This is a genomic window from Dysgonomonas termitidis, assembly GCF_042654545.1.
In the GTDB taxonomy this organism is placed as follows: Bacteria; Bacteroidota; Bacteroidia; order Bacteroidales; family Dysgonomonadaceae; genus Dysgonomonas; species Dysgonomonas termitidis.
On the sequence record NZ_JBHSGN010000067.1, the window covers coordinates 110770 to 131307 of the forward strand.

Annotated in this window: 13 protein-coding genes; 8 read left to right on the forward strand and 5 right to left on the reverse strand. The window is 40.6% G+C overall.

Going from position 1 to position 20538, the window contains the following annotated elements; all coding sequences use genetic code 11:
- Nucleotides 1-63: 63 nt before the first annotated feature.
- A complete protein-coding gene (locus tag ACFO6W_RS10570; RefSeq protein WP_379996140.1) occupies nt 64-1017 on the reverse strand; it encodes a PorP/SprF family type IX secretion system membrane protein in 954 nt (317 codons plus the stop codon).
- Between the two features lie 167 nt (nt 1018-1184).
- Entirely contained in the window at nt 1185-1841 is a 657-nt protein-coding gene (locus ACFO6W_RS10575; RefSeq protein ID WP_379996142.1) for a YceI family protein, read from the reverse strand.
- A gap of 219 nt (nt 1842-2060) precedes the next feature.
- On the opposite strand from ACFO6W_RS10575, the gene ACFO6W_RS10580 reads away from it, so the two are divergent.
- The 3 genes from ACFO6W_RS10580 to ACFO6W_RS10590 all read left to right on the forward strand — a co-directional run bounded on the left by ACFO6W_RS10580 (nt 2061) and on the right by ACFO6W_RS10590 (nt 5155).
- Nucleotides 2061-2972 (forward strand): LysR family transcriptional regulator, encoded by a 912-nt coding sequence (locus ACFO6W_RS10580; protein ID WP_379996144.1) that lies wholly within the window; start codon nt 2061-2063, stop codon nt 2970-2972.
- 14 nt (nt 2973-2986) lie between these two features.
- Nucleotides 2987-3778 carry a tetratricopeptide repeat protein gene (locus tag ACFO6W_RS10585; protein WP_379996146.1) on the forward strand — a complete coding sequence of 264 codons (792 nt, stop codon included), beginning with the start codon at nt 2987-2989 and terminating at the stop codon, nt 3776-3778.
- Between the two features lie 102 nt (nt 3779-3880).
- Nucleotides 3881-5155, forward strand: coding sequence for a peptidase U32 family protein (locus ACFO6W_RS10590; protein ID WP_379996148.1), 1275 nt, complete (start codon nt 3881-3883; stop codon nt 5153-5155).
- Between the two features lie 43 nt (nt 5156-5198).
- Here the strand turns inward: ACFO6W_RS10590 and ACFO6W_RS10595 are convergent, their stop codons facing one another.
- The 3 genes from ACFO6W_RS10595 to ACFO6W_RS10605 form a co-directional block, all read right to left on the reverse strand.
- Nucleotides 5199-7079: a M56 family metallopeptidase gene (locus ACFO6W_RS10595; RefSeq protein WP_379996150.1), complete on the reverse strand. Its 1881-nt coding sequence runs from the start codon at nt 7077-7079 to the stop codon at nt 5199-5201.
- A 32-nt stretch (nt 7080-7111) separates the two neighbouring features.
- Nucleotides 7112-7468 (reverse strand): BlaI/MecI/CopY family transcriptional regulator, encoded by a 357-nt coding sequence (locus tag ACFO6W_RS10600; protein ID WP_379996152.1) that lies wholly within the window; start codon nt 7466-7468, stop codon nt 7112-7114.
- A gap of 231 nt (nt 7469-7699) precedes the next feature.
- Nucleotides 7700-8365: an OmpA family protein gene (locus ACFO6W_RS10605; RefSeq protein WP_379996154.1), complete on the reverse strand. Its 666-nt coding sequence runs from the start codon at nt 8363-8365 to the stop codon at nt 7700-7702.
- Nucleotides 8366-8692: 327 nt separating this feature from the next.
- Between ACFO6W_RS10605 and ACFO6W_RS10610 the strand changes: the two genes are divergently transcribed.
- The 5 genes from ACFO6W_RS10610 (at nt 8693) to ACFO6W_RS10630 (ending at nt 20538) form a co-directional block, all read left to right on the forward strand.
- The gene (locus tag ACFO6W_RS10610) at nt 8693-10150 is read left to right on the forward strand and encodes an ATP-binding cassette domain-containing protein (RefSeq protein ID WP_379996157.1); all 1458 of its coding nucleotides are present in this window, start codon (nt 8693-8695) and stop codon (nt 10148-10150) included.
- A gap of 229 nt (nt 10151-10379) precedes the next feature.
- Entirely contained in the window at nt 10380-10898 is a 519-nt protein-coding gene (locus ACFO6W_RS10615; protein WP_379996159.1) for a putative periplasmic lipoprotein, read from the forward strand.
- 736 nt (nt 10899-11634) lie between these two features.
- On the forward strand, nt 11635-15669 hold the full coding sequence (locus tag ACFO6W_RS10620; protein ID WP_379996161.1) for a hybrid sensor histidine kinase/response regulator transcription factor: 4035 nt from the start codon (nt 11635-11637) through the stop codon (nt 15667-15669).
- A gap of 140 nt (nt 15670-15809) precedes the next feature.
- Nucleotides 15810-16979 (forward strand): glycoside hydrolase family 88/105 protein, encoded by a 1170-nt coding sequence (locus tag ACFO6W_RS10625; protein WP_379996163.1) that lies wholly within the window; start codon nt 15810-15812, stop codon nt 16977-16979.
- Between the two features lie 364 nt (nt 16980-17343).
- Nucleotides 17344-20538 (forward strand): SusC/RagA family TonB-linked outer membrane protein, encoded by a 3195-nt coding sequence (locus ACFO6W_RS10630; RefSeq protein ID WP_379996165.1) that lies wholly within the window; start codon nt 17344-17346, stop codon nt 20536-20538.

Sequence of the window (20538 nt, forward strand, 5' to 3'; positions counted from 1 at the left end):
GGGAAACTCTTCATTATTATTCTATTTTACATCCTCCCCCCTCCGGGGAGGCTTAGCGGGGCTCTATAATATCCTTATACTCTTGCTTGCTTTTACTTCACGTTTCTTTTGTAACGGAATACTATAGCGTATAAACAATTCATGGCTTCCATGACTGACAGTAGACACATCCGATGTCAATAAGTCGTATGAATAGCCTGCGTCTATGTTCCTTATTTTTACGCCCAACAAAAATACAAAACCTTCGTCTTTTCTCCAAGATATTCCTCCATTGAACAGTTTATTATATTCAATTTTTGCCGTAATATCAAACTGATAGGTCACAGCATCAGATTTAAAGAAAGCAGAAGGCTGCAATTCTATTAACGGATTATTCAGCCTTATATTGTATCCGCCCATTAAATAATAAGTACGCCCGACGAATGCCGAGCTGTTATCATTCAGGTCGAACTTCGGTTCCCAAAGATGAGTGGCCGAGAAACCTATGTAATAATCAGGGGTGACCCATGCCACACCCAGTCCTGCATCGACCACCTTGCTTCCTGCGGCTGAAGGATATGCGGGGTCCTGCTCCCCCGGAGTATGGTAATCGCTGTTTGGAATATGTATTTTAGCGGCGTCAAAACTTACATTAAGCAGGCCGCCCTGTAGTCCGATATGCAGTATCTTATTATTTTTAAATTTGAATTTGTACGCGTATTGCCCTAAGAAATACGTATTTGAGAACAGTCCTGCTTTTTCATTTGTGATTATAGCACCTATTCCATGCTCTTTCCCGAAGAAGTTAACCGGCATATTCAGTGAGACCACGGAAGTAACAGGAGCATTGGTTATGCCCACCCATTGACGGCGGTGCAACATTGAGCTTTCTATATTACCCGTTTCGCCGATAAAGGCCGGATTGTAGAAGTTCTTCATTCGCCAATACTGGCTTATCTGGGCATCCCACTGTCCGTGAACAGCTCCGAAACCAAAAATGAAAAACAAAACAGATAATATGGTATATTTAAACCTCATTCACAAAATCAGTGGGTTATGCTGTGCAAAGTAACAATAATTTATTATTAATACGGACCGGTAGTCCAAATATTATAATTGATACATTAAAAAATGTCTGATTTATATAACAACGGCCTTGACTGTTATAGTCAAAGCCGTATATAATATTAAATACCGTTTATGTATTATTGAGCTGCTTTTGCTACAATTGTTATATGCAATTCGATATTATCGTTCACAATATTTTCTTTCAGATTGGCAAACAGGGTTTTTGAACCGTATTTTACATTCCATTGTGTACGGTCGATCGTAAACGGAACGGTAACAGCCTTATACAGTTCACCTTCTTTAGTAACTTTCGCGCCGAAAGAGATATTTTTTTCCACATCTTTCAGTTTCAGATTTCCGCTGACCGTATAGTTCACACTGTCATTCGGTGTTGCAAGTGCTTCTACTTTGGTAATGGTAAAAGTGCTTTCCGGATATTTGGCTACATCGAAGAAATCTTCACTTTTCAGATGGTTTACCAGCATATCATTCATTTTAGCTTCCGTAAGGTCTTCATCTACAATTGCATTCATATCTATTACGAATGAGCCCGAAGCCACTTCTTCTCCATTAACGGCAAGGCTTCCGCTCTTTATACCGATTGTCCCGTGATGGGACCCTCCCACTTTAGATCCTACCCAATGTATGGACGATGCCGAAGGATCTACTGCCAGTTCAACTCCGGTTCCCGATGCAGCCGCCTGAGCATCCGTTCCTTCTACCTTATTTTTAGCAGCGTTGTTGCACGATGCCATGAATACCAATGATGCGATTGCCAATAAATATGTTTTCATTTTCAATTTCCTTGTTTAATATTAATATAATTTTGTTTTAAATATGTCGCAAAGTTAAAATACTTCATTCTATTCTCAAAATAGTTATATTGATACATAATCATAAAAAAATTAATAGATTTGCAGAATAAATCAATTAAATAAAAATCTATAACTAAAGAGTAAACGTATTTGACGTATGACATGTTCACTCTGAAAATCTATAAATCATAATTATATATGGTCAATCTGGAATGGTACAGGACATTCAAAGCAATCTATCAGTACGGGACACTCACCCGTGCCGCGCAGGAGCTGATGATATCCCAGCCCAATATGAGTATTCAGCTGGCATCGCTCGAAAGCTATATAGGGCAACAACTCTTCGTGAGGCTCCCCCGCAAAATGATGCCCACCGAGTACGGCAAGCAGCTCTATACCCAAATTGTGGAATCGATAGATAATCTGGAGCGAGTAGAAACCGAGTTTAAGCGTACAGTACTGAACAAGGCTCCAAGCATCCGTTTAGGCACGCCTGCCGAAATCTTTAATGATTATCTGGCTGAGCATGTAGGCAATCAAAAAGATCTGCACCTGACGGTGGAATACGGCCTCGCTGATATCCTGACCGAGAAAACCATCAGTCATGATCTCGATATAGCGATCATCACACGACAAAATAAATCGGCGGATAACCTCACTTATGAAGCATTATTCACCGAATCGTTTATGATCGTATGCAATCCGGCTATGGACACAACCGGGTTCGATGCCTGTATAGAAAAAAACAGTATAGAAGATATCGAAAAATGGCTCAAAGCACAAAAATGGATTGCCTATAGTACCGATCTGGCATTAGTAAGGAGATTCTGGCGGGAAAATTTCAAGAAACGTCCTATACTGAAACTACATGCGACCATACCCGACAACGACGGTATATTGAGGGCGGTAAGCAACAGCGACGCACTGGCCGTTTCATCCGACCTGATTGCGGGAAAAGCTCTGGAAAAGGGATTGGTAAAAGTTCTCTGGAAAGGAGAGGCTCCCGCGACCAATACGCTTTATCTGGCATATAATAAGGATAAAATACAACCTCAATACGTAGAAAAAGTAAGGACTTTTATAAAGACATATATTAATACCACTGAATAAACCCGATCTGCCACATGAAATATATAATAATACTCACACCGTTCTTATTCACATCTTGTAATGTAAGTTCTGTCGCCGGATTCGGTATAGCGGGCATCGTTGCCATGTTTGTCCTGATGTTTATTCTCTTTGCTGTCATGTTTTTCCTGATTGCAAAAAGACGGAAACAGGGAGAAAAAAGCCTGGTGAAATTTAACAATGACATCTATATTGCGCTCAATAAACTATCTGTTCCTCAGCAGAAAATAAATATGCTGAACAATCTGATCGAGCGCATCAACAATGACGAGAAATATAAAAAAGATACCGAATGGCGCAATAAAGTACTGCTAAAAACATATATGCATCTTGCGACTATCTATTATCAGACAGGCAACGAAATGGAGACGCTCAATACCTGCTCAAAAATCATAGAACTCGATCCTAAAGACGGAATGGCTTATTATAACCGGGGATCGATCTACAGCAATATGGGACTGTATGAAAAAGCTCTGCATGACTTTAACCGTACCATAGAATTGCAGCCCGATTATGCCAGCGCCTATAATAACAGGGGTCTGACACATGAAAAAATGGAACATTACGATGAAGCACTCTCCGACTTTGATGAAGCCATAAAATTGGAAGGATCGCCCGTTGCCTGGTACAACAGAGGAAATACACATTACGAACTGGCCAATTACCAGGCAGCTTTGGAGGATTACGAGGCAGTACTGGCTAATCTTGACGAAAGCAGTGACAGTGACATAAAAAATGATGTGGAAATCAGCATACGCATAACAAAGGAAAAGATTGCCAATATATAAAATTAATAAAAGCATAGGCTTAATCTATATGGCAGAGTTGTCTATTCAGCTTAAAAAGTATAATTTTGCACATCTTTTCCCGTAAAATATTAAACATCCGTAATGAAAAATAATATATCCGATTTTGAGATCATGGCACCTGTAGGGTCATACGACTCACTGACAGCAGCCATACAAGGAGGAGCTGATTCTATATACTTCGGCATCGAAGGGCTGAATATGCGTGCCAGGTCATCCAATAATTTCACTATCGACGATCTGAAGCAAATAGCATCTGTCTGTAAGGAAAACGGGCTGAAAAGCTACCTTACAGTCAACACTATTATCTATGACAATGATATTGCATTGATGCATCAGATAGTAAATGCAGCCAAAGAAGCAGACCTGTCGGCCATCATTGCGTCCGATGTATCGGTAATGATGTATGCCCGCAGTATCGGTGTTGAAGTACATCTATCTACCCAGCTGAACATCACGAATACAGAAGCCCTGAAGTTTTACGGACAATTTGCCGATGTTGTGGTATTGGCCCGCGAACTGAATCTCGACCAGGTAGCGGCTATCTATAAAGATATTGTAGAACAGGACATAAAAGGCCCTAATGGCGAACTCATCCGCATAGAGATGTTTTCACATGGCGCACTCTGTATGGCTGTATCGGGTAAATGCTACCTCAGCCTGCACGAACGCGACCTTTCGGCAAACCGTGGCGCATGTAATCAGATATGCCGTCGCAGTTACATTGTAAAAGACAAAGAAACGGATATAGAGCTTGAGATAGACAACGAATACATCATGTCACCCAAAGACCTCAAAACAATCCACTTCATGAACAAAATGATGGATGCAGGTGTACGTGTGTTCAAGATAGAAGGCCGTGCCCGCGGCCCGGAATATGTCCGTACTGTAGTAGAATGCTACAAGGAAGCCATAAAAGCCTATTGTGAGGGCACATTCACTGAAGAAAAAGTCGAGAACTGGGACGAACGGCTGGCGACGGTATTCAACCGTGGGTTCTGGGATGGCTACTATCTGGGACAAAGGCTCGGCGAGTGGTCCAGCAATTACGGTTCGGGAGCTACCAAACGGAAAGTGTATATAGCAAAAGGAATCAAATACTTCTCCAATCTGGGTGTAGCTGAATTCCTGATGGAAACCCAGTCCCTGAAAGTCGGAGATGAAATATTGATTACAGGGCCTACTACCGGAGCTGTCTTCCAGACGATCGAAGAGATCCGTGTCGACCTTAAATCCGTCGAAGAAACAGTTAAAGGCGAGAAATTCTCTATAAAAGTAAGTGATAAAATCCGCCCTTCCGACAAGCTTTTCAAATTGGTAAAAGTGGAACGGAAGAAGAAATTTATAGAAAAAGCATAATCAGGAGGCTGCCTGTCATTTACTGACGGGCAGCCTCTTCCTTTTATTCCTTACACCCTGCCATATAGAAAGCGGGCGTTTTAGCTCCATCCGTTGTTATTCCATATAACTCTGTTATCTTGCCATCTTCCGGTTTTATCTTACTTCTGTCAAAAAAGACTTTACCATAGCGGCATTTATCCATAAATTTATTCCATGAATATTTCTTCCCGTCTATTACATACCAGTAAATGCGGAGATAACCGGATTCCTTCCCGTCTGCTTTTTTATTGTATGAACTTGGATAAACGGTAGTTTTGTATTCCAGATCCCTCGTGTCACTCATCATTATTACTTCGAACTTGCCTAGCGACGGATTACCAATTCTATTTTCAGACTTGTATCCGTTCTTATCTATATATGCATTCAGAGCCTTACTTACACTATCTCTCTGTTCCCTGATATCCACTGCACTTTTCTGATAATGTCGTGGAGGGGGTGGCGGCGGAGGCGTAAATTTAATATGAGATACATACCATACATCAGAAGACTTGCTTCCATCCTTAGCCACAAACTGGCACTCAACTACCTTACCACCTTGAGTTTCGGATTTTTTCTCTGCATCCGGTCTGTTCAGATATGCATCTCCGGTAACCTTATATACCGTTCCGTCATACTCATTCTTTACACCGTCTATCACATAGTAAACATGCGACCTGTCCGGAGCTTTGCCATCCACAAACATCTCCCGTAGGTACACAGGGGAAAGTAATCCCGTATTGAACACACCCTGAACCTTTACTACTTTTCCTTTTGCAAACGGAATGTACTGAGGCTCGATGAGCGAAATACTGTTAGCTTTCAAATCTTTGTATTCAGCATCAGAAACCCTGACCCCGTCTACTGTATAGTAAGCCGGATTATAATTATCGGGCTTCTGCTTCTCCTGATAGTCTTCACCTGAGCCTCCCGTAATTTTCGTTATTTCTAAAATATTTGTACTTTCGTAGTTAATCAGTGAGCTTAATGGTTCATTTACTGACGGACGGGCAAAGGCATATACAGTGAGTACACCCAGCGGGAGCAATAATAAGAGCTTCAACCGCGCCCATTTGTTCGATTTTTCTTTTAACATCATAGTAATTCGTTTTTTAATTTTACTGTGGTTAAAGCTGTTGGCTAGAGTGTAGGAGCTTGCGCCAACGGCTTTTTTCACTAATAAGAGTTGATATTTTGTTGCATCGATACCGGATTCCAAAACACTTATATCGGCCTGATATTCGTGTATATCTTTCAATTCCCTTTTCAACAGCCACACGGCCGGATTAAACCATTGTACAAGAATAATCAATTCCATATAGATCAAATCGAGAGAATGACAATGTGTGATATGAGCTATCTCATGCGTTATGATTTCCGAAGGGTTGCCGACATAGTCCGCTTTTGATAAAACAATATACCTACCCCAGCTAAAAGGATTTATATCAGAAGTAACAATAACAAATATATGCTGTCCTTGTACAATCTTACGCCCGCCGCGGATAAGGCGATACATCGAATAAACGGATTTTGCCAGTATTATAAGATTGATTCCGCCGCCTATCAGGTATATAAGCAACAATACTGTACCAATTGAAATAGCCGGATTCTCAGGTTCGGATAAAGAAGGCAAAACGCTTACTTCATATTGATATAGTTGCGGATGAGAAGGTTCTTCAACAGGCATGAGAGCCTCTTCTACCAGAGCAAAAGGTTTCTGTATGCTACTGTATTCTTGGATATTCACTTCTGCAAGAGGTAAAGTTAAGCAGGCTGCCGTACCAATAAGTATGACCGCGCGGTTGAAACGATGAAAAGTTTCATTAGTCAGAAATGCTCTCACCCAAATGTAAAATAGAGTAAGACACGTCGCGGTTTTGAATATATATAGAAGAAATACTTCCATTGTTTTCCGGGATTTAAGGCATTTATATTTCCCTACTTATTCTTGATCTGACGTATCAGTTCCTGCAATTCATCGATCGACAGCTTTTCTTCTTCAATCAAAGATGAAACAACACGAGTGTACGAATTGCCGAAATACTTATCCACCACATTGCTAAGTGTACTTTTCCGGTAATCATCTTCCGATACTAAAGCATAATACTGATATGTATTCCCGTAAGCTTTATAACCTATATACCTCTTTTCCTCCAATGTGCGCACAATCGTGGAAAGGGTATTATAATGGGGCTTCGGATCGTCCTGAAAATCAAGCAATTCACGTACAAACATCGGACCATTACTCCAGAAACAGGCAAGAATTTCTTCTTCTTTTTGCGTCAGTTTTTTCATGGAAATATTCTTTTATAATAACTATATTACAAACGTAACTATATTTCCCAGTAATACAACTATAAAATATAGTTACACCACTATTATTAACAATAATTAACTAAAATGTAGTGCAGTAACATGTGCCTATCAATAATACATTTATATAGCAACTAATGAATTACGAGATATTTAAAGAAAAAAAGACCGCTGATTTAGCGGCCTTTCTCATTTTATATATAAGTAATTCTTTTATGGATTTATCAGGAACAATACTGCCCTGTTCTTATCATTATCAAGTTCGAACGGTTGCAATCCGTCACCTTTCCAGTTAACGGAAATTCTATTCTTATTGATACCATACTTCTCTTCCAATGCCTTTGCTACCGCGTTTGACCTCTCTTTCGACAAGCGTAGATTAATAGCCGCATTCCCTGTTTTCTTATCGGCATATCCTGTAACAACGACAGTAGACCCGGGATTTGTATTCAGATAATTAACAGCCAGTTCAATTTTAGACCATTCCGACTCATCGATCACCCATTTATTAATTCGGAAAAACACCGGATCCGGCAAAAAGAATGGCTGGCGTCTTACTGGTGGCTCCGGAGCTGGGGTTTGAGATAATGTTGGTGGTGTAACTTCTATTTTAGGGGCTTCCGGTTGCGGAGCCGGAGGAGCTAAAATATCGGGACAATCGAAATATTTCCTGCGTTTAGCCATATTCGACTGGCTCACATTTAATTGTTGCGCACTCCTTTTTACAACTATTACTTCCTCTCCGCTATTCAGTTGAAGAAGTACGGAATCTCTGGAAGTTTCACAATTACAAGGGTCTTTAACCTTATTGTTTTGTGCACTTAAAGAAAAAGTCAATACCCAGAACAGGATTGGCAGTAATAAAAATCTTATTTTCATAATTTCATATGGTGTTAAGGTAATACCTAATTTATAGTTTTAGTAAGTCTTTTTTTCTAGAATACAAATTTATACATTATTCTGATATTATTTTTTATTTTTTACGAAAAGATTCATTTTTAACGATAAATATAGGTATTTCAGCTTTTTAATCAAGAAAAAAACGGGTTTTAAGATCAGGCGATAATCTATAACACCAATGTCATCCGGAAAAAGCAAGAGACAGAAAAATATAAATAAAACACTACTTTTGTTACTCTTTTAAGCAGCGTACATTAACGGGATAAAACAATTTCCGTTTTTAATTACTATTTCACATAAGAAAAAATGGGACAAGAAACAATCATAGAAATATCAGCGGCTATACCCCGTCTGGAATATTTGCAATTTGAAAAAGCTATAGACTGGCAGATCAAAAACGGGGAACACTGGGCCGTCGTCGGTCCCAATGGAAGCGGTAAGACCGTATTGACTGATATCCTGTTGGGAAAATACGCTCTCAAAACGGGTGAAATAATATGTAAAGACAGGGATGGAAAAGCTTTACCGGTTTCGTCTGTTGTCAAAAGTGTCGCTTTCCGCGATATATACAGCATCATAGATTCTCAAAACAGCTATTATCAGCAACGATGGAACAAGGGTGACGAACAGGAGATCCCATTGGTAAAAGAACTTGTATCTGCAGCCGATCCGCTATGGCTGGATACTTTGCTCGGTTGGTTCGGTATATCCGAACTGATGGACAAGGAAGTGAATATGCTATCGAGTGGGGAGCTTCGCAAGTTCCTTATTGTACGTTCACTGCTATCCAGACCCCGGATACTTATACTGGACAATCCGTTCATAGGGTTGGATGCGGCTTCACGTACCGTTTTAAACAACCTCCTGGCTCGTTTGGCGGAACTGGAAAACCTTCAGATCGTATTGGTTCTTTCCAACCCTCATGATATACCGGTGGCTGTCACACATATATTGCCTGTATATAACAAACGGATATTACCGGCTCTTTCCCGTACGGCTTTCCTGGACGATACAGGTCTGATAAATTCATTATTCAGACAGGCAGCCAACATAGATACAACTTTGCTGAAAGATAATTCCGGCAAACAGCCATATTCTTTCGAATACGCGGCGGACATGAAGAACATACATATCCGGTACGGAGAACGTACGATACTCAAAGAGTTGAACTGGCAGGTAAGACGCGGCGAAAAATGGGCTTTACTGGGTGTTAACGGTTCTGGAAAATCGACTCTGCTAAGTCTTATTTGTGGAGATAATCCGCAAGCTTACGCAAACGACATTACCCTTTTTGACCGGAAGCGGGGTACAGGAGAAAGCATCTGGGATATAAAGAGGCGTATTGGTTATGTTTCTCCCGAAATGCATCTCTATTATCAGAAAAACGTAAGATGTCTGGACGTTGTAGGCTCAGGATTCTTTGATACAATAGGGCTGTACCGCAAATGTAACCCGGAGCAGGAAAACCTTGCGTTGGAATGGATGGAGGCTTTCAATATCGGGCATCTTAAAGACATCTCTTTTCTTAATGTATCGTCAGGAGAGCAGCGTCTGGTTCTATTAGCGCGGGTATTTGTGAAAAATCCTGATCTGCTGATACTGGATGAGCCGTTGCACGGGCTTGACGCCGCAAACAAAAAGCGAGTGAAGAAACTGATAGAAAGCTTCTGCGATACGGATAAATCTCTCATTTATGTAACGCATTATGAAGATGAGATCCCTGATATAGTGGATAAACGGTTAGTGTTGACCAAAAATAAGTAAATCCCCTTCTTCAATTCACCCCAAGGCGTTGCGGTTGGACTGAAATCACGATATACTATAGCCCGGAGTATCGCCCCGGGTATGGATAACGCGTCTGAAACCGCACCCTGAAACAACGTTCGGCAGAGCAAAGCGACGCCAATGGGCAGCGTATAAATTTTTGTCATGACTAAGAAAAAACATTCCGATCTGTAAATTGTTAATATAGAGAATTTAATAAAATAATTTTATGAGAACGATATTATCTGTTGCAGCCTTGTCTTTACTGGTTTCAGCATGCATCCAAAACAAAAGCAATGATATACCCAAGAACGATCCGGCTATGGAAACATCTGCGGCCGGCAATGATTCCCAGTATCTGAAAGACATTGAATTGACGGATGTAGATGGCTATTTTTCCACAAAAAGAGTAACTGCACCTGAAGTTATGCTATTGAACGAAACTGACTTCGATAAACATTTTCACCCTGCAAAGACATTGGACAATGTACTGACCATGATAGATTTTGACACCCAAAGAGTCGGCGCTATTATTTTACCGGAAACAAAGAACGCAGTTACAATCTCATTAGACAGCCCGTATATAGAAGGAAGAACCCTCAATATTGTATATTCGATTATGCAGGAATCTTCCGAACGGTCATTTACAATAGCTCCGGTTAAAGTTTTTACTTTTGATGCCAGTTTAAATATAGACTCCGTTGCTTTCCTCAATGGAGATTCTGTTGTAAAGTTTGCGGTTAAATAATTTATTCAACATGTTTAACGAAACTCTGACCAATAGGATGAATATGCCTTCTGTTATATACAAAAGTGCAGAATCTCTGTGCTGCACAAACTATGGCAGTTCCCATGCCTCTCATATATAAATAGTATATACTCTGTACTTACGGTTTTTCAGACCGGGCCTTGCCCTGCAATAAATAGATAAATTATCCTGCCGATGCCATTATCGGCAGGATAATTTATCTATAGCATATACCCTTTGTTCAGCGGAGCAAAAAGATACAGGATAAAAACTATTGAAAAATGTGTTACCTTTGTTACTTTTTAACAGTTAGGGGTTAAAAGATACTCTATTTTATTTCACGCAAAGGCGCGAAGTTTTTACAAGCTATGGATTGTTAACTGATGACTGATGACTGTAAAAGCTGTTAACTGAAAAGACTGTTACCGTTTTGTATCAGTGGCATAATGACGGATGTGATGGTTGCAGGAAATAAGCGGCTGTTCCTATCTGGTTTAAGCTGGATGTGCCGCAATTTCATCGCCCCATCTGACCTGTTCTTAAAATTTTTCATCTATAAAAATGAAAAGTACACTATTGGAATATGTATGCTAAAATTTGATATAATCATCTGATATTTTCAACTATTAAACCGGTTCTTCATAGAAAAACGAATAATTTTGTTCAAGAACATTCTTTATGAATAGAAACATTTGAGTTAACCCAAATTTATCACGTCTAGTTTTCCTGAAAAATAATGAAATATAGCCTCAACATTGTTCTTTTACTACTGGTAAGCATATGTATATATTCCCAAGATACATACCTGTTCAGAACCCTTTCCCCAAAAGGAGGATTCTATTATGACGGGGTACAGGATATAATTCAGGATGATGACGGCTTTATGTGGATATCCCTTGAAAATGACCTGCAACGTTTTGACGGATATGAATATAAAAAGTATTCATCTCAATTCCAGAATACGGATATTCCCACAACCTGCCTTTTTCACAATATGTATAAAGATATCCGGGGTTGTCTTTATGTCTCCACCAGTAACGGGCTTTTCAAATACCATAAGCAATCCGATTCTTTCCAGCAAATAACGGAGGGGGATATAGCTGCCATATCAATAGATATCAAAGATAATATATGGTATATATCAAAAGGAACGCTCTGCCGGATCAAAAAAGCAGGGGACAAACCCGAACCGGTCCTATATAACCAAATGCCGATGAACAACATCGGATACATTGCTAAAGGAGAATCCGGAATGTATTTTGCTTCATATTATAACAGGATTTATTATAGCAGCTATGAAAATCCGGGGGAAGTTACCCTTTTCCATCTTCTTCCTTCAGATCACTCTATTGCAGGAATCAGGCAAATAGACGGATATCTTTGGATACTGACAAAGAAGCATGGTGTTCTTAAAATGAATATTTTATCCCGTGAGATCGAAGAACAATTGTTATTTCGCGATAAAAATGAGAATACACCTCTCCATACGTTTTATGTGGATAAAAATGGCAAAATATGGATCGGTACGCAAAAAGGATTGTATATAGTGAATCCTGTAACCAAAGAACACCGGCTATACCTTCATTCAAAGTCGGACAAGTTCAGTTTGCCGAACAACTCGGTGTGGGTAATAGCCGGGGACCGTTATAAAAACGTATGGATAGGAACTTATGCAGGAGGTTTATGTTATGTAAACCTGGATGAAAATACTGCATTCAGAACATATACGCCTTTTGAGAGCTCGCTAAATCATAATCTGGTCAGTAGTTTTGCCGAAGATGGGAACTCTTTATGGATAGGCACAGAAGGCGGAGGATTGAACTGTCTGGATAAAAATACCGGCATGTTTACATCTTACCAGCATATGGATAACAGTAACAGCCTGTCATACAACAATGTCAAGTCGATAGCATTTGATTCCGAAAAAAAACTGTGGATTGCCATGTATAGGGGTGGCCTTGATTGTTTCGACACGAAAACAAAGAAATTCAGCCACTTTCTTAATAATCCGGGTGATAAAGAAAGCTTATACAGTAACGATCTCAGAAAGATTGTCCTCGAAGGGGATTCGGCGTTATGGATCGCATATCAGGCCAACCGTTCACTCATATCATATTTGTCGTTCAAAAGCGGAAAATTCACACATTATCCTTTTGACAAAAATGCTTATATACTCGACATGCAAAAAGACAATGACGGAAACCTGTGGATCATTACGCATGAACGGTTTTACAGGATGAATATAAAAACAAGGATTGTAGAAAATATTTCTTCCAAAGAACAGGAAACCCTTAATGCCCAGTCATTTTGCATGGATGCGGAAAATAATGTATGGATAGGGACAGTAGGGCGCGGACTTGTGAAGTATGATACTTCCGCGTCCCGGTTCATATCTTTCCGGGACATACTGAATTTTAATGTATCTGCCATATACAGCATGTGTTCCGATAACTCGGGATACCTATGGCTGGGTACGGACAACGGATTATTCAGGTATAACCCGGGAGATAATTCTTATCACAGGTTTGACGAAAGCGACGGGCTTCAGGGCCAGGTGTATTATCCTCTGGCTTCTTTTAAAAGCCGCACGGGGGAACTTTATTTTGGTGGCACCAATGGCTTTACAGCCATTAATCCTCAGAATATTAAATTCAATTCTCTCATACCGGAGGTCATTATTTCCGATTTTTATATAGATAATGTTCCTGTAACGTCAGGATCGGATATATTAAACAATGAGATTATATTGAATCATAATCAGGCGAATTTCGGATTCCGCTTTTCTTCAGATAATTATCTGTCCCCCCATAAGAATATGTTCAGGTACCGCTTACGGGGATACGACGACCGCTGGATAACCGTTGATGCTTCCAGCCGTACGGCCATGTATTCGAAAGTTCCTGCCGGGACATACTATTTTGAAATATCAGCAGCCAACAATGATGGTATATGGAATAATACGCCGACAGTTATAAAAATAGAGCGCAGGCCGGCTCCTTGGGTAAGCTGGCCAGCTTATTTACTGTATACGGTTTTGGTATTATCAGTCCTGGGCATCATTCTACATTATTACAAGGACAAAAGAAAATTAAAAATGCAGCTTTACCTTGACAATCTCGACAGGCTGAAAAAAGAAGAGATCCACCAGTCTCAATTACGTTTTTTTACCAATATATCGCATGATTTCAGGACACCGCTATCACTAATCCTCGCCTCGGTAGATAATCTGAAACAGGAAGGACTGAAAGAATATTATTACCGTATACTGCATAACAATGCCCAACGGCTTCTAAACCTGGTAAACGAACTGATGGATTTCAGGACTGTGGAGAACGGTAAAATGCAATTACAGGTTCAACATCTTAATATAAACCGTCTGGTTACTGATTTGTCATGCGATTTCAGGGATTATGCTCAAAAACGCCATATAAGATTTGAAATAAAATGTGATCCCCGTATTCCTGAAACACTCTGCGCAGACAAGCAAATAGTGGAAAAGGTTGTGATGAACCTCCTGAATAACGCTTTTAAATATACAAAGGATGGTGGTGAGATCGTTATAGAAACATATTCCCACTATTCTGAATTTTCATCAAAGTATAAATACAGCCACACGATTCTTGAAAATCCCATTCCTGAAAATGCTTTTCTTCTGGTTGTCCGCGATACCGGAGTAGGTATATCCGGGAATTCAATCGGTACTGTTTTTGAAAGGTTCTACAAAGTAAATACAGCGAACCTGAATGAACATCTTGGGACCGGAATAGGTTTGGCTTTGGTCAAAAGCCTGATATTATTACACAAAGGTACAATTTCCATTTTCAGTGAGAGGGATAAGGGTACTGACATTGTAGTTTATCTTCCTGCCGACGGATCGGTTTATGATGAATCCGAGTTCGATGATACAGGAAAGAAGGAAGATGAATCTATAAGCAGGGAATTATTACCCAAAAGCAATAGAGGCAATCCGGACAGTATGGACGATATATTCCTGCGCAATAAAAAGAGGATACTGATAGTTGAAGACAATACCGACCTGAAAATTCTCCTGTCGAATTTTTTATCACAACATTACGAGATAATTTCGGCTGCCGATGGAGTCGAGGCTTCCTGTATTTTGGAAGACACAGATGTGGATCTCATTCTCAGCGATATAATGATGCCCCTGAAAAACGGGGTCGAACTACTGCGTGAAGTGAAAGAGGATATAAATACATCCCATATACCGTTTATTTTGCTGACTGCAAAAACAGGGCTGGAGTCTAAGATAGAAGGTGCCGGGTCCGGAGCAGATATTTACTTTGAAAAACCCGTCGACCTGAATTTGTTATTGTTGTCTATCCAAAATATCTTCAAACGCCAGCAAAACCTGAGGGAATATTATGCAAAGAACTATTACGTGGACAGTGCCGAACTATCAGCAAATGAACAGGACAATATTTTCCTGAAAAGATTGATAGAAACCATAGAGGTAAATCTTAACCAACCCAATATAGATGTTAATTATATCGCTTCCGAATTATCCATGAGCCGGAGCAAACTGTATTCAAAAGTGAAGACTCTTACAGATAAATCCATTGTCGAATTTATTCTGAATTACAGGTTGAGGAAAGCGGCACGGCTGATTATCGAGCAGGATATGTCTATACTTCAGGTAATGGATAAAGTCGGTATCAAAAGCCAGTCTTATTTTTCAAAGGCTTTTAAAATCGAATTCGGAGAAACACCTGCTGCTTTTGCTGCGAAGCATAAAAGAAAAACAAATCCTTAACTGATTTTCATTCCTTACAATACCGCATGAACAAACAGATTGACATTTAGAGCAAAAAATAAAGCAATAATAGCATATCAAAAATACCTGCTCTTAGTCGTACCTAAAATACATTTGTTTAACTTTTTTAAACAGATGCTATGAGAAACAAAACGAAGTATAGTCCCGACTATACTCTTCTGCATTATTTATTATATATGTTCATGCTGGCAGGATGTACCATCTACCCTTACGGTTATGTCTTATCATCCACAATAGATAAACACTCCACCAAATCGGCAATGAAAAAAGTTGCCGACTGGCAAATCGGCAATTTCAGGTATTCCACGATCGGGAATCTGCACGATTACGGAATAGACGCATGGACAAACGCTACCTTATATATTGGTATGACCGAATGGGCAAAAATTGCGGGCGATTCAACTTACTATCACTGGCTGACTGATATAGGTTTAGCCGGTAACTGGAAGTTAGCCGCCAATTTTGCAAGCTATCCCAAATACCGGATGTATCATGCAGACGAGTTGTGTATCGGACAGTTTTATCTGAATATGTTTGATTTATACGGAGATGAAAAAATGGCATCTTCCACAATAGAAAGACTCGACTGGATAATAGACAATCCCCAAGATTCAACAATGCTTATATCCAATAAGCAGTCATGGACATGGTGCGATGCTTTATTCATGGCTCCGGCTGTGTACGCACACGCGGCAAAAATCAAGGGAGATGACAGATATCTTGAATACATGGACAGGGAGTTCAAAAGAACATATAACTTCTTATACGATAAGGAAAACAGGCTGTTCTTCAGGGATAGCAGTTACTTTGACAAGACAGAAGAAAACGGAGAAAAGGTCTTCTGGGGAAGAGGTAACGGTTGGGTCGCCGCAGGACTTGTAAATATATTGAAGCTACTGCCCGAAAATTCCGCTTACCGCCCTTTCTACGAAAACTTATTCAGGGAATTTATACCCCGCCTGGCCACATTGCAAAGCCCCACCGGCTTCTGGCATGCAAGCCTTTTAGATCCTGAAAGCTATCCTTCTCCGGAAACCAGTGCGACGGCCCTTATCACATATGCCTTAGCTTACGGAATCAATGATGGATTACTGGGAAAGGAAGAGTACAAGCCTGCTTTGAAAAAATCGTGGGACGCCCTGCTCTCGACCATAGATAAAGATGGAAAGCTCGGCTGGGTACAACCTATCGGAGCGGACCCTAAAAAAGTGACCGGAGACATGACCGCCAGTTATGGTGTGGGAGCTTTTCTTCTGGCCGGGAGCGAGATATTCAGAATTAATAAGTAAAAAGACATGTCGCATTGCAAATTAAAGCGGTCCGGATCATATGAAAGCACAAAATAAAACACACAATTTATCGTTTTTTAATTCTCATTATTTGGGAGTTACACCTATTTTATTAGAGAGAGAGAGAGAGAGAGAGAGAGAGAGAGAGAGAGAGAGAGAGAGAGAGCTATCGTATAATTTTTTTCTTTATTTCAAAGAAAAAGTACCTTCTTTTATTAGAGAACAAAGGATGCTTATCCGGAACTTTCAGGTTTCCGGATAAGCATCCTTTGTTCTGCATTTATACTTAAGTAACCTTAGAATTTCCAGTATTCATAACCCGAAATGATACCAAAATTCATTTATCTTATTAAATCTATGTTATATGAAACATTTATCAAAAAAGAAATGTGTTATTGAATTATCCTCTGGCAGGATATTCATGTTACTGTTATTCACTTTTATGTCGATAGCTTGTATCAAAGCCCAGACAATTAGCGGAACGGTAACGGACGATAAGAACGAACCTCTCATAGGGGTCAGTGTCGCCGTAAAGAATACGACTAAAGGAACGATGACCGATGTTGATGGGAAATATAATATCACCGTTAACGATCAAAACGCCGTTTTGGTATTCTCACTGGTCGGATATGCGAAGCAGGAGATTCAGACAGGCTCTAAGACTGTGATTAATGTGCAGCTTGCGGAAGATTCAAAGCTGTTGGATGAGGTTGTAGTTGTGGGGTTCGGTACCCAAAAGAAAGTGAATCTTACCGGAGCTGTAAGTGCGGTAGGAGCCGAAGCTTTCGAAAACCGGCCCGTGACAAATATCGGGCAGGCATTACAAGGTGTTGTCCCTAACCTGAATATTACTATGGGTGATGGAAAGCCTTCCACTGTGCCAAACTTTAATATCCGTGGAACTACTTCGATTGATTACAATTCAACTGACAATAGATGGGAATTAAAAAATGGAGAACCATTGATTCTGGTTGATGGAGTAGAGATGAGTTCTACATTGGTAAATCAAATGAACCCAAACGACATAGAGGGTATGAGCGTCATCAAAGACGCATCGGCTTCTGCTATTTACGGGACAAAAGCGAGCCGTGGCGTCGTGCTGATCACCACCAAGTCGGGTAAGTTCAATCAGAAAGGAAAAATAAGTTACAGTTACGATATTTCATGGGATAAACCTTCGGCTCTTCCCGATATTATGAATGCATACGAAATTCAACGCTTTGTAATGCAAAACTCAGAATGGACGCTTGGTACTGTCAGTGATCTGGATAAGAGAAAAATGGAAGCCATAGAGAAATATATGGCAGACCCGAACAATCCAGATAATCGTTATATGATGAACGGAAATTCTATCGTATGGGTAGGAGATATGAATCCTTACAAATTGGTTGTGCGTGACTGGACCCCGACACAAAAACACAACCTGAGCATATCAGGTGGTACGGAAAAAGTTGCCTATCATCTTTCGCTGGGTTACCTCTCCGAAGATGGTATGTATAAGATAGGCGAAGATAAATATAACCGCTACAATATAGCTACTCGCTTTAACGCGAAAGTAACAAACTGGTTTAACCTCGAAACAAAGGTTAATTATAATCGTTACAGTTATGACGAGCCATATGTACCTAGTTACAAGGGGAATATATGGTCTGTATTGAAACAGGACGCCGACAAGAATATCAATATGCCTATCAAAACACTGGCTTCCGATCCGAGCGGTGAACAATGGACGGATAATTACCTCGCATGGCTGGATTATGGCAACAGGACGGTTACAAACAGATGGACTACAGCTTTATCCGTATCTCCGGAATTTATTGTTATCCCGAATACGTTGAAACTCAAGGCGGATCTTTCCTATCTACCGCAAGGGCGCACAATGAGGCGCAAAGACCCTTCGCATTACTATATCACTTATACATGGTCACCGGTAAGCGAACAGCAAGAATATAAAGAAAACCGCGGAAGATTTGAGAAAGATGTTACCGACAATTACCAAATCAATGTGTATGCAGATTTTAACAAAACATTCAAAGAAAAGCATACACTTTCGGCTATACTCGGGTTCAATCAGGAATATGTGGAATACAGCCAGTCTGTTCTTAACCTTCGTAATCTATTTTCACCGGATGTCTTAAATCCTAATGCAACGGAAGACCCGACTTTAAATACAATGGAAACCTCGGCACAAAAGAGAACCGGAAGAGCAGTGTTTGGCAGGATCAACTATAATTATGCTAATAAATACTTGTTCGAAGTAAACGGACGCTACGATGGCAGCAGCCGTTTTACACAGGACGGACGCTACTTTTTCTTTCCATCTTTCTCTGCCGGATGGAGGATATCGGAAGAACAATTCATGGATGTTTCGAAAGAATGGCTCTCAAACCTGAAAATAAGGGTTTCGTATGGTAAACTTGGTAGCCAACCCGATTCCTATTACCCATATCAGCCATCAATGAGCTCAACAAGTTCCAATTACTGGATTGGTGGGAATTGGAGTAACACGGTTAATGCGCCTAATTTGGTGTCTCCTTATCTGACCTGGGAAAAAACGGCAACCACCAACTTTGGGTTGGATGCGACCTTCCTTAACCGTTTGAATTTTTCATTGGATATATTCGAACGCAAAGTTTCCGATATTCTTGTAGAAGGAAGCGCCGCGTATCCGAATTTATTGGGTGCGACACCACCTCGTGAAAATTCCGGCGTCATCAGGGGGAGAGGATGGGAACTTACATTGGAATGGAAAGATAAATTAGCCAACGGTTTGCAGTATAATGCAGGACTTGTCCTGTCAGATGCTGTGACCAAAGTGCTGAACTATCCGTCCAATGCTATAAAAACACTAGGTGACTATATGTACTATAATGGTATGACCGTAGGTGAAATCTGGGGATATGAGACAGGTGGCATTCTGCAGGCGGAAGACCTCGTGCTAAATGGCAATCAATATGTTTTCTATGGTCCCCAGCATTCGGGCAATCTTTATCCGGGCGATCCGTGGCTGAAAGACCTGAATGGCGACGGAGTCATCAACACAGGCTCCAACACTGCCGACGATCCGGGAGACAGGCGGATTATAGGGAACAATACACCGCGTTATAAATTCGGTGTCACACTGGGAGCTTCGTGGAAAGGTTTCGACCTCAGCATGTTGCTGCAGGGGGTAGTTAAACGTGATTTATGGATAGGCAGTACAACTTACTGGGGTGGAGGTACTAACAATGCCGGTAGTAAATGGATGTACGAGCGCTCATGGAAACCCGATCAGACAGACGCGAATTTTCCTCGTTACAGGTCTGCGGCAGGGGCGCCATCCGTCCAGACCGGCTGGTTGGTAAACGGAGCTTACCTGCGTATGAAGCAGGCAGTATTAGGTTATACCGTTCCGGCGTCTTTACTGAAAAAACTGCATGTCGAAAAGTTACGCTTTACATTGTCGGGATACAACCTGTTTGAGATTACGGAAGTACCATCAATTTTCGACCCGGACCAGATTTCGGACAGCTATCCTCAGAAAAGGACGATTGCTCTGGGCGCTCAGATCACTTTTTAA